The following is a 14,770-nucleotide window of genomic DNA, read 5'->3' as shown; positions in this document are numbered from 1 at the left end:
GACCGCGATTGCGGGGCTGCCGGACAAAAACCTTGTCAGCCGCCAGACGGGCAGGCAAGCTGCGGCCACTTCTGCCCGCCCCGCTTTCGAGAGGAGATGTCATGACCCCCTTATCCTGCCCGCTCTGCTATGCCGCCGATGCCTATGAGCTGCCGGTGGCCGGCAAGCTGTACCATCGCTGCCGGGCCTGCGAGCTGGTCTGGCTGGATGCGGCCGAGCTCCTGGATCCCGCGCGCGAGAAGGCGGTCTATGATGGCCACGACAACCAGGTGGATGATCCCCGCTATCGCCAGTTTCTGCAGCGGGCCTTCGGCGAGGTGCAGTACCGCCTGCCTCCGCCGGCCAGCGGCCTCGATTTTGGCTGCGGCCCGGGCCCGGCGCTTATCGCCATGGGCCGCGAGGCGGGCTACCAGATGGCGGGTTACGACAAGTTCTATGCCGATGAGCCGGAGCTGCTGGCGCAGCAGTATGACTTTATCACCAGCACCGAGGTGATCGAGCACATCGCCACCCCGCGCGCCGTGCTGGACGGGCTGTGGGGCTGCCTCAAGCCCGGCGGCCTGCTGGTGCTGCAGACCCAGCGGGTGTTGGGGGACGAGCGCTTCCGGCAGTGGCGCTATCGCCACGATCCGACCCACATCGTCTTCTTCGCCGAGGCCTCCTTTCGTGCCCTGGCGGCCCGTTGGCAGGCGCAGGTCGAGTTTCCCCACGCGGATGTGGCGGTCATCACCAAACCCTGAGAACCTGCTCATGTTCTTACTGTGAGGTCGTGATCAAGGCTCATGTGCTGCTCGGAATCCTCATGTATTTATATACACTCTGGTTCCTGCGCTGCTCTTTACCTTGCTGACGACCTCTCGTCACAGATCGTGAACAGGTTCTGAGCCGGGCATTTTCATTTGGCGGGGGCTTGGGCATGCTGATGGCCTGATTGGCGGGGCCCGCTTGCCTGTTTCCCTGCATTGAGCCCCAGGCGCCGCCAGCCGCCCGTACCCCGACACCAAGGAGTGGTTCGTCATGTCGATTCCCCATCTTTCACTGCAGGATGCCCGCCATCTGCAACTGGCGGCCCAGGGCCTGCTGACGCCGCGCCGTGGCAAGGCGCGAGCGACCGACCTGCTGGCCACCATCCGTCGCATGGCGCTGCTGCAGATAGACACCATCTCGGTGGTGGCCCGCAGCCCCTATCTGGTGCTGTTCAGCCGGCTGGGGCAGTACGATCCGCGCTGGCTGGAGCAGTTGCTGGCCGATGGCGAAATCTTCGAATACTGGGCGCACGAGGCCTGCTTCGTGCCACGCGAGGATTACCGCCTGCTGCGCCATCGCATGCTGGATCCCGCCGCCATGGGCTGGAAGTTTTCGGCCAACTGGCTCGCCACCCATCAGCAGGAGATTGGCGAGATCATCGAGCGCATTCGCCAGCACGGCCCGGTGCGGGCGGCGGATTTTGAACGCAAGGAGGGGAAGGGCAACGGCTGGTGGGACTGGAAGCCGGAGAAGCGCCACCTGGAGGTGCTGTTTACCGCAGGCCAGCTGATGGTGCGCGAGCGGCGCAATTTTCAACGGGTTTATGATCTGGCCGAGCGGGTGATGCCCGAGTGGCGCGACGAGCGGGATCTGCCGAGCCTGGAACAGGCGCAAAGGGACATGGTGCGAGCCAGTTGCCGGGCGCTGGGGCTGGTCAAGACCGGCTGGGTGGCCGACTACTATCGGTTGCGACGCGGCAAATACGACGCCCTGCTCCACCAGCTGGCGGACGAGGGAGAGCTGCTGCCGGTGCGGGTGGAGGGGTGGCAGCACGGCGCCTTCGTGCACGCCTCGCTGGCAGATGAGCTGGCCCAGGCTCAGTCCGGCATTCTCAAGGCCAGCCACACCACGGCGCTGTCGCCGTTTGACCCGCTGGTGTGGGATCGCAAACGGGCCAGCGAGCTGTTCCAGTTCGACTATCGCATCGAGTGCTACACCCCGGCGCCCAAGCGTCAGTACGGCTACTTCGTGTTGCCGCTGCTGCATCGTGGCAAGCTGGTGGGCAGAATGGACGCCAAGGCCCATCGCCAGCAGGGGATCTTCGAGATCAAGAGCCTCTATCTGGAGGCGGGGATCAGGGTGACCCGGACCCTGGCGCAGGATCTGGCCAAAGCGCTGCAGCGGCTGGCCGACTGGCATCAGACCCCGATCTTGCGCTACGGCGCCATCCCCGCGCCCCTGCTGGCCCTGTGGCAGGAGAGAGCCTCCTGACGGGGGCGTTACTCCCGCCTGAACTAAGCTGCAAGGGAAGCAAAGGAGTGAGACGATGACGCGATCCATGTTGTTGCTGCTGGGATGGGGGTTGGCCGGGCTGGTGGAGGCGGCGGAGCCTGAGGTGCAGATCTGTCTGGGGGAGGGCAACGAGTGGGCTCCCTTCACCTACTGGGAGCGCAAGGATGGCGTGCCCGACACCCGCCGTCTCACCGGCTCCGCCACAACCCAGGTGCTCGAGGCCCTGAAAAAGCTCGGGTTGCCCTACAAGATCCGTTATCTGCCCTGGGCGCGGGTGCAGCAGGAGCTGGCCGACTATCGCCAGAATCGCTTGTGCGAGCTGACCTGGGATGCCAGCTACAAGCCGGAACGGGCGGAATATGCTTTCTACAGCGTGCCGCTCTACTACACCCACCTCGGATTTTTCTACCTCAAGCGGCGCTTTCCCGAGGCGCCTGATCTGCAGACGGTCAATCGCTCCCGGGTGTGCGGGGTGATCGGCTACAACTATGCCCCTTACGGACTGGTTCTGGAGCCGCGCCGGGTCAAGCAGCTGCAGCAGGCGCTGGACATGCTGGGGCGTGATCGCTGCGACTTCTTGCCCAGCGAGATTGAGCCGCTGATGAGCGGCATCGGCCTTGGCATCTACCAGAGCGAGAGCGGCCTGCTCAACCTGGCCCTGCCCAGCCGCAAGGGCTTCTATCTGCTGGTGAGCAAGGGGTCGCCACGGGCCTATGAGCTGGTGACCCGCCTCAATCAGGTGTTCATCGAGTTTCAGGACAGCGGTTACAGCGACGAGGTGATGCGCCGCTTTTTGCCGCCGACAGAGTGACCACCATCAACAACCGGGCCTGGCGCCCGGTTTTTTTATGGCGGTGATGGGGGGGTTGGCGGCTTTTGGGCAGGTTCCGCGTTCGGATGTCATCTCCCCCGTTGCCCTGGCGCAGCTTCCTTGCCGAGGGGGCTTTACCCTCGCACCAGGCCGGGCAGGACCAGAGCTACGGCGGCGGTGATGCGCGCGCGGATGTCGCTGCCCGGCGCCAGCAAGCCGAGCGCCATCTGGCGCAGCGGCTCCGCCATGGTCATCGCCAGCAGCAGGTCGCTGGTTTGGGCGGTGTCCAGCTCGCGCAGCCAGCCCAGTTGCTGCTGGCGCTGTAGCCACGCCGCCAGCGTCGCTCTGCCGCGGGCAATGCCGTTCTCCTGATAGGCCGCCAGCAGGGTATCGCGCCCCGCGAACTCATGCTGCAACAGTCGGAACATGCCCACCGCCTGCGCGCTCAACACCTGACTGGCAATGGCTTGCAAGCCCTGCTCCAGCATCTCTCCCAGTACCTCGGGGTGGGTTGCATCCTGCTCGAAGGCCGGTTGAAAGGCATCGGTCCAGCTGCGCACCGCCTGCGCCACCAGCTCGTCACGGTTGGCGGCGAAGCGGTAGAGGGTCTTCTTGGCAACCCCCGCCTGTTTGGCCACCGCATCCACGGTCGCGGCGCCGTAACCCCCTTTGAGCAACAAGGTCAGCGTCGCTTCGGCAAGGGCGGCGCGCAGGTCGGCTTCCGGGGTGAGCGGGCGGCCCCGTGAGCGTGTCTCTTCATCGGTTTGCTGTGACATGATTGGCTCCTGGAAAGCATTGACAGACCCAGCATACAGGCATAGCTTAAATTAGGAAACGAAATTGGTTTCCTAATTTATTGGAGTCTCATCATGGATACTTCCCCGCTGTTTGCCCCCTGGGGCGTCAATGACATCAATGAGTTGCTCAGGCCGCAGCCGCTGCGCCTGGAAATGGGCCTGACCCGCAGCACCGATGGCCTGCTGACGGTCGCGATCCGCACCGATCTGCACGGCTGCAAGGGGCGCATGCTGGATTGGTGGTTCACCTTCTTCGAAACGACCCAGCACATCAGATGGTGGCACCCGCACGACCACGTCGAGCACCGGGGCTGGGACCATCACTGGAAAAGAGGAGAGCGCTATGTGGGGGCCAGCATAGATGCGGTGGAGTGGCTTGCCGAGCTGCCACCGGTGGCGGCCCGCCTCAAGTTCCACTGTGCCGAAGAGGTGTTCGCCCCGCAACCGCTGCAGGAGGCGCGGGAGACGCAGGCTCTCTCTGCCGCCATCTGCGCCCGCATCGGCTTTGGCGACGAGGTAGCTCTGGATGACAACGGTGCGCCGCTGGATGGCGAGATGCTGCACCTGGCGCGTGATACCCCTTATGGCTGTGTGCTGCGTAGCCGCTTCCTGCTGGGCAAAGCCTGCGCCAACCCGTTTGACGAGGTGCTGGACGAGATAGGCTTCAACCTGATGCGCCACTGCTACAGCGAGTTCAGCTATCTGGCGCAGTTTCTGCCGTCGCTCTACTACGCGGAAAATGGTCGTGAACCGGCGCCGACGCTCTGGTGACGGGGCTGATAGTTGGCATTGAAAGTAGCTGGGAGCAGGGAGCATGCCGGCTATCGGGCTGTGGCGTGAGCCGCCGAGGGGCCATAAAAAAACCGGGCACTTGGCCCGGTTTGTCATTGCGTCAGGATGCGCTTACTGGAATACCAGTACCATCAGCAGACCCAGAGTGATGGCGGACACCAGGAAGGCGAAGCCATAGAACACATAGTGGTGCAGCTTGGTGGTGTGGATCCCCAGATCATGCAGACCGTGGTAGATGCGGTGCATGCCGTGCCAGATGGGCAGGGCGATGATGACCAGCAGGATGCAGGCACCCCACCAGGAGCTGGCGAACTCGAGTGCGCGTTCGTAGCTCATGGTCTCCACGTCCATGATGCCCATGGGCACCAGCAGACCGGTGATGAGGACAATGACCGGCAGCAGCATGGCAACCACCATGCCACCGGCACCAAACAGTCCCCAATATATAGGCTCGTCAGAACGTCTCATATTTTTTCCTCAAATCATGATTGAGAGATCGTGGCCGACGTTTCTGAGTGACAGCCCGGCACCAAACAGGCACCAATAACTGGGTTCGTCAGAACGTCTCATGGTTTTCTCCTCAGGCCACGATGATCAGGACAAGCAGGGATACCACCGCCAGCGCCACATACTGGGCGATGACGATCGGCTTCTCCGGCACCAGGTCTTCGCCACGGAAGATGCGCATGGCTTTCGGGGCCAGTGCGAACCAGGTCTTGGCGTGGAACAGGCAGGCTGCCAGGGCGATGACATGGAACAGGATGGCGATCGGGCTTTGCAGGGATTCCAGCCAGCCGTTGAACGCCTCCTGACCCTGTACCAGCCGCAACAGACCCCACATCAGCACGACGGCATAGATGGAGACGAAGATGCTGGTGCCTTCGCGGATCATGTAACCGGTGTAGAAGGCATTCTTCAGCCACCAGTCTTTCTTCATTTCGCGGACGTAAGGCTTACGTTTGCTATTGGTGTTGTTCATGGTCTCATTCCTGATCTCAATCTGGCTTGAACATGGCGATCATGTAGTCCTTGGCGCTCTCGACCTTGCCAAGCTGGATGGCCGCCGCCGGATCCACGCCTTTTGGGCACACTTCGGAGCAGTAGCCCACGAAGGTACAACCCCAGACGCCCTCGTCCTGGCTGATGATCTTCATCCGCTCTCTGGACGCGCTGTCGCGGTTGTCGGCGTTGTAGCGATAGGCCAGCGCCAGTGCTGCCGGACCGGTGAACTTCTTGTTGATGCCATATTGCGGGCAGGCCGCATAGCACAGACCGCAGTTGATGCACATGGAGAACTGATGATATTTCGCCATGTCAGCCGGGGTCTGGGTGTACTCGCCGTCGCACAGGCTGCGCGGCTCGGCCGGGATGATGTACGGCTTGATGCTCTCCAGCTTCTCGATGAAGTCGGACATGTCGACCACCAGATCGCGCTCGATCGGGAAGTTGTTGAGCGGCTCGATAGTCATCTTGCCCGGCAGGTAGTCGCGCAGGAAGGTCTTGCAACCCAGCTTGGGAATGCCGTTGACCATCATGCCGCAGGAGCCGCAGATCGCCATCCGGCAGGACCAGCGGAAGCTCAGGGTAGAGTCCAGATGATCCTTGATGTATTGCAGCGCATCCAGCAGGGACATCTCTTTGAGGTAGGGCACCTGGAAGGTCTGCATCCAGGGCTCGTTATCCTGCTCGGGACGGTAGCGCAGGATTTCAATTTCGATCATCTCAGCCATTCTTCTTAGCCTCGTCTTGTTTCTCACCCTCGGAACCGTATACGCGTTTCGCCGGTTGGGATTTAGTGATCTTCACATCGGAGTAATCGATGGTCGGGGCCCCTTCACCGTTGTAGAAGGAGAGAGTGTGCTTGAGGAAGTTCACGTCATCACGCTCTTCGTAACCGTCCAGACGCTGGTGGGAACCACGGGACTCTTTCCGGTTGAGGGCGGAGTGCGCCATGGCTTCGGCCACGTCCAGCATGTAGCCCAGTTCGATGGCGTACAGCAGGTCGGTGTTGAAGACCGAGGACTTGTCGTTGATCTTGATCTTCTTGTAACGGGCTTTCAGCTCGTTGATCTTGTCGATGGTGCCCTGCATCAGCTCTTCGGTACGGTAGATACCGACCCCGGCTTCCATGGACATGCCCAACTCGTTGCGGATATCGGCCGGGTTTTCGGTGCCGTCGATATCGAGCAGGGAGAGGTGCTGCTTGATCAGCGCCTCGGCCTTGGCGGCCAGCGCCTGGGTGTTGCCGTGTTGCTGGGTCTTGGCAAACTCACCGGCGTGCTCACCGGCGACCTTGCCGAATACCACGATCTCGGACAGGGAGTTGGAACCCAGACGGTTGGCGCCGTGCAGACCGACCGAGGCACACTCGCCCAGAGCGTACAGACCCGGCATGCGGGTGGCGCACTGACCGTTGGTCTCGATGCCGCCCATGGTGTAGTGGGCAGTCGGACGTACCGGGATCGGCTCTTTCACCGGATCCACACCCACGTAGGCCTTGGCCAGTTCGCAGATGAAGGGCAGACGCTCTTTCAGGTACTTCTCGCCGAGGTGGCGCAGGTCGAGGTGAACCACATCGCCCATCGGGCCCTGGATCACGCGGCCTTTTTGCTGCTCCTGCCAGAAGGCCTGGGAGAGACGGTCGCGCGGGCCCAGCTCCATGTGCTTGTTCTTCGGCTGGCCGACCGGGGTTTCCGGGCCCAGACCGTAGTCTTGCAGGTAGCGGTAGCCATCCTTGTTGAGCAGGATGCCGCCTTCACCACGACAACCTTCGGTCATCAGGATGCCGGTACCCGGCAGGCCGGTCGGGTGGTACTGCACGAACTCCATGTCGCGCAGCGGCACGCCGTGGCGGTAGGCCAGCGCCATGCCGTCACCGGTGACGATGCCGCCGTTGGTGTTGTAGCGGTAGACACGGCCGGCGCCACCGGTGGCCAGAATGACGGATTTGGCCTGGATGAAGCGGGTGATGCCGTTCTGGATGTCGAAGGTCAATACGCCCTGGACGCGGCCATCTTCCACGATGAGATCCATGCAGAAGTGCTCGTCAAAGCGCTTGATGGTCGGGTACTTGATGGAGGTCTGGAACAGGGTGTGCAGAATGTGGAAACCGGATTTGTCTGCCGCGAACCAGGTGCGGGGGATCTTCATCCCGCCAAAACGACGCACGTTGGCCTTGCCGTCCGGCTTGCGGCTCCAGGGGCAACCCCAGTGCTCCAGCTGGATCATCTCGTTGGTGGCATTGTTGACGAAGTAGTCGACCACGTCCTGCTCACACAACCAGTCGCCACCGGATACAGTGTCGTTGAAGTGGTTTTCGAGGGAGTCATCATCACGGACGACACCGGCGGCACCGCCCTCTGCGGCCACGGTGTGGCTGCGCATCGGGTAGACCTTGGAGATCAGGGCGATCTCCAGCTCCGGGTGGGCTTCTGCTATGGCGATTGCGGCACGCAGGCCACCGCCACCAGCACCGATGATGGCGACATCGGTCTTGATAATATCCACATCTGCCTCCTTAGGGATAGATTTGCTGGGCACGATTTTGCTCTATGAAAAAAATTCAGGCTTGATGCAAGTCAAACTGGTTTGTTTTAGTGCTTGGCAATGGTGACTTTTATCAAAATCACCCCATTCCTTGGATGAAAACGCCGTAATTATCGCCATCCTTCAGTTATCGGTATCAGCCGCTGTCATTGCTATGGTTATTTTAAGCTCAGGATTATACGTAGTTTTCTTTCAAAAAAATGAGAAACACCTCTCTTTTTAGGTATTACCCATAAAGTTTTTAAGTTTTTTATCAAAAATATTTAATAAGAATTATTCACGGGTAGAACAATACTGTGCTTGAGTTCAAAAAACTAATCCGAATGTCAGCCTTGAAGCGTTGCTTTATGACGGGGTAGCGCTTCGTATGGGGATTTCCATCCCCATACTCCCGATGGTTGGTGTGGTAATAACTATTGAAACAAAAGCATTTTTTCATAAAAAAAGGGGCCTGAGTGGCCCCTTTGATTTCGGTTGATCAGATCCGGAACATGCCGACCTGATTGCTCAGTTCACCTGAAATATTTTTAAGTTGTTCAGACAGATGGCGCGAACTGTCGGCATCGACCGCCAGCTCGTCCGAGACATCCTTGACCGCCTGGATGTTGCGGCTGACCTCGTCGGTCACCGCCCGCTGCTCCTCGGCGGCGCTGGAGATCTGGGTGGCCATGTCGGAGATCTGGTTGATGGAGGCGGTGATCTGCTCCAGTGCCTGGGTGGCATCGTTGGCATCTTCCACGCTGTTCTGGGCCAGCAATTGACCTTCGTGCATGGTGCTGACGGCGCCCTGGGTGTTGCGCTGCAGGGTTTCGATCATGCTGCGGATCTCGACGGTGGAGCTGTGGGTACGCTGGGACAGCACCCGCACCTCGTCGGCCACCACCGCAAAGCCGCGACCCTGTTCACCGGCCCGGGCCGCTTCGATGGCGGCGTTCAGCGCCAGCAGGTTGGTCTGCTCGGCGATGCCCTGAATGGTGGAGAGGATGGTGTTGATCTCCTGGGCGTTCTTTTCCAATTCCTGAATGATGCCGGAAGCCTGCTTGACCTGAGTGGCCAGATCCGTAATGGAGCGCTGGTTGCGGGCGATCACCTGTTTGCCGTGCTCGCAGCTGCTGGAAGAGCTGCGGGCCGCATCGGCGGTCTGCTCGGCGTTGCTGGCTACTTCTACAGCAGTGGCGGACATCTCGTGCACCGCGGTGGCGATCTGGGAGATCTCGTTTTGCTGGCGAGCCAGACCCTGGCTCGATTTTTCCGCCATGTTGTGGGAAGACTTGGCTTGCTGGTTCAGCTGTCCGGAGGAGTTGGAGATGTCCTGCACCATCACGTGGATCCGGTCGATGAAGGTGTTGACGTGCTTGGCGACGATACCCACTTCGTCTTCACGCTCGATCTTGACGCGGCGGGTCAGGTCGCCGTTGCCGCGGGAGAGATCGGCAATTGCTTCGCCCAGGGTTTTCAGCGGGGCCAGCGAGCCGTTGATGGCGACATAGGAGAAGCCGGCGACGATGAGGATGGTGAGCAGGCCTTGCAGCAGGGCGGAAGTCACCATGCGGGAGACGGACTGATAGGCGACCGCTTCATCCACCACTATGCCGAAATACCAGTTGGTGTTGGGGATCTCGGTCAGGTCGAACACGCTGGGTTTGCCGCTGATATCCATCTCGGAGATGGTGTTGTCATGGGCCAGCTCGTTGACCTTGGCGGCGGTCAGCTCCGGGGAGATGGCGGTCGCCTGTTTGAGGGTCAGATCCTTGTCCGGGTGGGCAATGATGGTGCCATTGCTGTCCACCAGGATGGCGTAGGTCCCTTCCGAGTTGATGGCCAGCACATCGCGTACCAAGGCGTCGATGGAGACGTCACCGGCGATGACCCCCTGGGTATTGCCCCGGGTGAAGGGCTCGGCGATGGTGATGATCAGCTGGCCAGTGGTGATGTCGGCGTAGGGGGCCGTGATGACGAGCTTGCCGGCGGCCATGGCGTCCTTGTACCAGGGGCGTTGACGAGGGTCATAGCCGGCCGGCAGGTCGGTCGGCTTGCTCTGGATCATCTTGCCATCCTTGGTGCCGACGTAGACCAGGTCAAAGTTGCCGGCATTCATGGATTGGGCCAGATGGCTGATGGGTTCGTCTTCCTTGGCGAAGGCCTCCTTGGTGGAGGTGACCATGCTGATGCGGGCATCCAGCCAGCGGGAGATGCCTTTAACATTGGATGCCGAGCTGTCGTCGATGAAGCTCCAGATCAGGCGCTGGGTTTCGCTTCTCAGCTGGGTGGTGTTGTACCAGACCTGCAGGCCGGTGATGACCAGGATAATGACCCCGATGGCGAGGACAAGCTTGTTCTTGATGGATAAGTTCATGTTTACATCCTTGTGAGCGTCAGTCTGCGATGTGTGGTTTTATTGTTATGGGCCAACACTGTATCGGCCAAAGTAGAACTTTTTGTATCCCGGTGCGCCTTTAAATTTATAGCTTAAATCAGCGGTTATCGAACTCCCCCTGGCACAATGAGTCCGTTTTTGGCCGGCGGCAGGAAGCGGTCCGGCCGGTTGGTAAAGATGCCATCGACGCCAATGGCAGCCAGCATCGCCTGATCGGCGGGTTCATCGACCGTATAGACCAGCACCTTGAGCCCGCGGTCGTGGGCATCCTGCACCAGCGACTGATCGACAAAATCCACGTCGCAGTTGAGCGACCAGGCCCCCAGCTCGGCGGCAAACTTGGCGAGGGTGAGGGGAATGGTGGAAGTCAGCGCCCCCAACCGGATGTCGGGGCGCAGAGCGGCAAAGCGGGCGAGCTCCGGGTGATGGAAGGAGGAGACGACCCACTGCGTGGACGCGAAGCCAAGCTCTGCCTCAGCACGCCGGGTCAGTCGGGCCACCTCATCGGCTGTTTGTGCTCCTTTCAGCTCGATATGCAGCTCGGCCTGGCCAGCAATCGCCTCCATCACCTGCCACAGGGTCGGGATCGCTTCTCCCTCACCGGCATTCAGGCTCGCCAGATAGGCGTGCGACTGGGCCGTCAACACGCCGCTGCCGTCGGTGCAGCGTTCCAGCCGCCGGTCGTGGAATACCCAGAGCTCGCCGTCGGCCAGCTGCACGTCGATCTCGATGGCCCCGGCACCCAGCGCCAGTGCCAGCCGGATGGCCTTGAGGGTATTTTCCGGTGCCAGCCCGCTGGCGCCGCGATGGGCAATGATCTGCATGATGTACTCCTGTGGTGCCTGCTCAGGCCCGGCTCAGACGAATGTCGATCTGCTGGTGCGGCAGCCCCAGCCCCTGTTGCTGCAATTTCTCCAGCACCAGCGAGTGGACCTCGTGGGTGATGGGCATGCGGTGATCCATGCTGTTGACGTAGAGCCGGATCTCGTAGATCAGCGCCGAGTCGGTGAATTCGATCAGGAACACCTCGGGGGAGGGGGTCTCCAGTACCAGGGTGGAGGCCCGGATCGACTCTTCCAGAATGGTTTGTATCTTTCTGGGCTCCTGGGTCAGGCCGATGCGGATGCGCAGCCGTACCCGGGTGATGGCGTCTGACAGCGACCAGTTGATGAACTGTTCGGTGATGAAGGCCTTGTTGGGGACGATGATCTCCTTCCTGTCCCAGTCCACTATGGTGGTGGCGCGGGTCTTGATCTTGGTGACGGTGCCAGTCAGCTCGCGAATGGTGACGGTGTCGCCGAGCCGGATCGGTTTCTCGAACAGGATGATGAGGCCCGACACGAAGTTGGCGAAGATCTCCTGCAGCCCAAAACCCAGACCCAGAGAGAGGGCCGCCACCATCCACTGCGCCTTGGACCAGTCGATGCCGAGGATGGAGAAGCCGGTCAGCGCCCCCACCACCAGCACTATGTACTTGGTCACCGTGGTGATGGCAAAGCCGGTGCCGGGGGAGAGGCTCAGGTGCTGGAGCAGGGTCAGCTCCATCAGGCCCGGCAGGTTGCGGGCGGTGACCACGGTCAGGATGAAGGTAAACACCGTCAGCATCAGATCCTGCAAGGTGATGGCGGAGAGCTGTTCGATACCGCCAATCTTGCTGCTCACCTGCCACACCTCGATGCTGCGCAGGAAGCTGAACGCCGAGTTGAGTTCGGACCACTGCACCACCACCAGCATGGTGAAGCCCAGCATCAGCAGGGTGCGCACCAGCCCGAGCGACTGGGCGCTGATGGTATCCAGATCCAGCTCGGTGTCTTCCACCACGTCCGGGATCTCGGAGCTGAGCTCGTCATGCCCCTCTTCCCGGCCGCGCTGGGCCAGGATCTCGGCCCGCTTGCTCTTGGCCCGCTCGAAGGCGAGACGGCGGCGCTGGATCAGCATCCAGCGGTGCGCCAGGTAGTAGACGAGCAGGCAGCCCAGCCCCATCAGCAGGCTCAGCTCCAGCTGGCGCAACAGGATGCGGGAGGTATAGAAGTAGCCGAGCAGGGAGCCAATCACCGCCAGCAGCGGGGCCAGCATCAGGCTGTTCCAGATGAAGTGGTGCAGCAGGTGCGGCTTGGTCATGTCGGCCTGGCCCCAGGTGAGCGGCAGCCGCTCCCGGTTGAGGCGAGCGAAAAACAGCAGCAGCCAGAGGGCGCCGACGATGAAGGCCAGCCGGCCGAGGGAGTCGTAGAAGGCGTGCTCCTGATAGCTGTTGGCCATGCCCTGCACGAAGAAACTCGGGATGATCACCAGCAAGAGGGTGCGGAACTGGCTCCACACCTTCTGCACCCGCTCCTTCTGCCAGCGGAAATGGAGGATCAGGATCCCCTTCTCCAGCGTGAGGTGACGGGCCATCAAGAGTGCCAGCAGCAGGAACCAGATCTCGCCGAGGCCACGGGCCACCGCCACCGCGAACGGATATTGCCAGGCGCCGTCGAGCAGGCCGCGCACCATCAGCACCATGGCGGGCAGCGGCAGGGAGGCGAGCAGGGAGCGCATCAGCAGCCGGCTGGTGAGGCTGAACTTGTCCTGGGTCACCTTGCCGATGCGGGGCGCTATGTGCTGGCTGTAGTGAGTCAGGTGGCGAGCCAGTTTGAACCAGCACCAGGCCAGCACCAGGATGCCGATACCGGCGAAGGTGAGGGTGATGGGGTTGTTCTCGGCGATGGCCTGGGGCAGTTGCAGCCAGTTGACCGGGTTGAGGGCGAGGCCGAGGGCCGCCGGCACCCCGAGCAGCACGGCCGGGGTGAGCGGGCGCACGTCCGGCATCCAGAACAGGTGGCTGGCGCTGAGCTCGCGGATCTCGTCGATCTTGCTGTTCTGGCGGCTGTAGAGCAGCTTGAGCCGGGTCTGCTCCTGAATGAGGCTGTCGGAGGCGTCGTTGAGCCGGGTCAGCAGCTGGCGACGGGCCTTGAGCAGGTTGTCGAGCACCGCCTGCTGGGCGCGATCGAGGGCTACCTCGTCGGTGGCCAGCAGCTGATCGCGCATCTGGCGCGGATCCTTGAGCGCATCCTGCTCGGTCTCGTACTGGTACTTGGCCATGCGGGCGTTGACGATGGCCGACTCCAGCTTGTCGAGAGGGAAGTAGGCGGGCAGATCCGAGAGCTTGCTGCGCAGGTTCTCGCCGTAGGCGTTGCTGATCTGCAGCCACTCCAGTTGCTCGCGCACTGAGTTGACCAGGTCGTTCAGGCTCGACAGGTTCTTGTCGATCACCCGCTGCTCATCCTGCACCCGCTCTATCTGGTCCTCCAGCGCGCCGAGCTGGATGGAGAGCGCCTGGTTCTGCTGTTGCTGCTCCAGCAGCAGCGGCATGTCGGAGGTGAGCTGCTTGCGCAGCCGCTCGCTCTCAGCCAGCGCCTGCTCGGTCTTGTCGCGGCGCAGCTGGTTCTGCTGGTTGAGCAGGCTGGTCTGCCACTCATCCTCGTCGGTGATGGCGAGGTTGAGCTCCTGCAGCCTGAGCTTGCCGAGATCGTTGCGCTGCTGGGCGGAGAGCTGCTCCAGTTCCAGCATCTGGATCCGATCCGACAGGCTCTGCTCCTTGAGGCGGGTGACCAGCTGCTGGGCATCCTGCAGGCGATCCGATTCGCTGCTGAAGCTTAGCCGGTCGAGCAGGGCGCGGGTCTGTTGCAACTGCTTGCGCAGCTCGTCGACCCGCAGGTGATACTCCTGGCCGGTGCTCTCCAGCTGGTTGAGGCTGTCCATCACCCCCTGGCGCTCCTTGCGCAGGTTGAGCTGGCGGTTGCTGCTCAGGCCGATGGCCTGGCGCAGGGCCTCCTCCTTCAGGGAGGAGAGGGCCGGGCGAGGCTGGGGTTGGTAGTTGTGCAGGCTCTCCTTGAGGCGGGCCGACTCCTTGGGATAGTCGATGAGGATCTGCTGATAGGTCTTGCCCTGCTCGCGATAGCGCTGGGCCTCCCGGGCAAATTGCAGCGCCTGCTGGTAACTTTCCCGCAACTTCTGGTTTTCCGGGGTGTCGGTCTTGGGCACGCTCTGCAGCAGCTCTTCCACCTGGGTGATGGCGTCATCGGCCTGGGCAAGGGGAGTGAGGAGAGTGAGAGAGAGCAGCAGGCAGAGCAGGCGTTGCAACATGGCGCACGTTTCCGTTCAGGTGAGGTCGCCCTAGCCTAAAGCAGGGGCCGGGGCGGGTAAAGT

The 14,770-nt window shown here is 61.7% G+C and carries 12 protein-coding genes; 4 read left to right on the top strand and 8 right to left on the bottom strand.

Annotated elements, in window-relative coordinates; all coding sequences use genetic code 11:
* Positions 1-101 precede the first annotated feature (101 nt).
* The 3 genes from OKC29_RS09035 (at position 102) to OKC29_RS09025 (ending at position 3,070) form a co-directional block, all read left to right on the top strand.
* Positions 102-740 (top strand): class I SAM-dependent methyltransferase, encoded by a 639-nt coding sequence (locus tag OKC29_RS09035; RefSeq protein ID WP_073351286.1) that lies wholly within the window; start codon positions 102-104, stop codon positions 738-740.
* Between the two features lie 277 nt (positions 741-1,017).
* Positions 1,018-2,238 (top strand): winged helix-turn-helix domain-containing protein, encoded by a 1,221-nt coding sequence (locus OKC29_RS09030; RefSeq protein WP_073351285.1) that lies wholly within the window; start codon positions 1,018-1,020, stop codon positions 2,236-2,238.
* 55 nt (positions 2,239-2,293) lie between these two features.
* Positions 2,294-3,070, top strand: a complete 777-nt coding sequence (locus OKC29_RS09025) for a substrate-binding periplasmic protein (protein WP_073351283.1) — start codon at positions 2,294-2,296, stop codon at positions 3,068-3,070.
* A gap of 134 nt (positions 3,071-3,204) precedes the next feature.
* Here OKC29_RS09025 and OKC29_RS09020 read toward each other — a convergent pair whose 3' ends face one another.
* Entirely contained in the window at positions 3,205-3,846 is a 642-nt protein-coding gene (locus OKC29_RS09020) for a TetR/AcrR family transcriptional regulator (protein WP_073351281.1), read from the bottom strand.
* A gap of 93 nt (positions 3,847-3,939) precedes the next feature.
* On the opposite strand from OKC29_RS09020, the gene OKC29_RS09015 reads away from it, so the two are divergent.
* Positions 3,940-4,638: a DAPG hydrolase family protein gene (locus OKC29_RS09015; protein ID WP_073351279.1), complete on the top strand. Its 699-nt coding sequence runs from the start codon at positions 3,940-3,942 to the stop codon at positions 4,636-4,638.
* Positions 4,639-4,770: 132 nt separating this feature from the next.
* Here the strand turns inward: OKC29_RS09015 and frdD are convergent, their stop codons facing one another.
* The 7 genes from frdD to mscM all read right to left on the bottom strand — a co-directional run bounded on the left by frdD (position 4,771) and on the right by mscM (position 14,707).
* Positions 4,771-5,127 carry a fumarate reductase subunit FrdD gene (gene frdD / locus OKC29_RS09010; RefSeq protein WP_011706986.1) on the bottom strand — a complete coding sequence of 119 codons (357 nt, stop codon included), beginning with the start codon at positions 5,125-5,127 and terminating at the stop codon, positions 4,771-4,773.
* A gap of 112 nt (positions 5,128-5,239) precedes the next feature.
* Positions 5,240-5,638: a fumarate reductase subunit C gene (locus OKC29_RS09005; RefSeq protein ID WP_005298336.1), complete on the bottom strand. Its 399-nt coding sequence runs from the start codon at positions 5,636-5,638 to the stop codon at positions 5,240-5,242.
* Positions 5,639-5,654: 16 nt separating this feature from the next.
* A complete protein-coding gene (locus OKC29_RS09000) occupies positions 5,655-6,389 on the bottom strand; it encodes a succinate dehydrogenase/fumarate reductase iron-sulfur subunit (RefSeq protein WP_011706985.1) in 735 nt (244 codons plus the stop codon).
* Positions 6,382-8,166 (bottom strand): fumarate reductase (quinol) flavoprotein subunit, encoded by a 1,785-nt coding sequence (gene frdA / locus OKC29_RS08995; protein WP_011706984.1) that lies wholly within the window; start codon positions 8,164-8,166, stop codon positions 6,382-6,384. Before frdA ends, OKC29_RS09000 begins: the two co-directional genes overlap by 8 nt.
* 517 nt (positions 8,167-8,683) lie before the next feature.
* Positions 8,684-10,561, bottom strand: coding sequence for a methyl-accepting chemotaxis protein (locus OKC29_RS08990; RefSeq protein WP_029299351.1), 1,878 nt, complete (start codon positions 10,559-10,561; stop codon positions 8,684-8,686).
* 125 nt (positions 10,562-10,686) lie between these two features.
* A complete protein-coding gene (locus OKC29_RS08985; RefSeq protein WP_073351277.1) occupies positions 10,687-11,406 on the bottom strand; it encodes a glycerophosphodiester phosphodiesterase in 720 nt (239 codons plus the stop codon).
* 22 nt (positions 11,407-11,428) lie between these two features.
* Positions 11,429-14,707, bottom strand: coding sequence for a miniconductance mechanosensitive channel MscM (gene mscM, locus OKC29_RS08980; RefSeq protein WP_073351275.1), 3,279 nt, complete (start codon positions 14,705-14,707; stop codon positions 11,429-11,431).
* Positions 14,708-14,770 lie beyond the last annotated feature (63 nt).

This window comes from Aeromonas sp. QDB34 (assembly GCF_027705405.1).
Classification (GTDB): domain Bacteria; phylum Pseudomonadota; class Gammaproteobacteria; order Enterobacterales; family Aeromonadaceae; genus Aeromonas; species Aeromonas hydrophila.
Note: the sequence above shows the minus strand (reverse complement) of the source record. Positions and strands in the feature narration are given on the sequence as shown.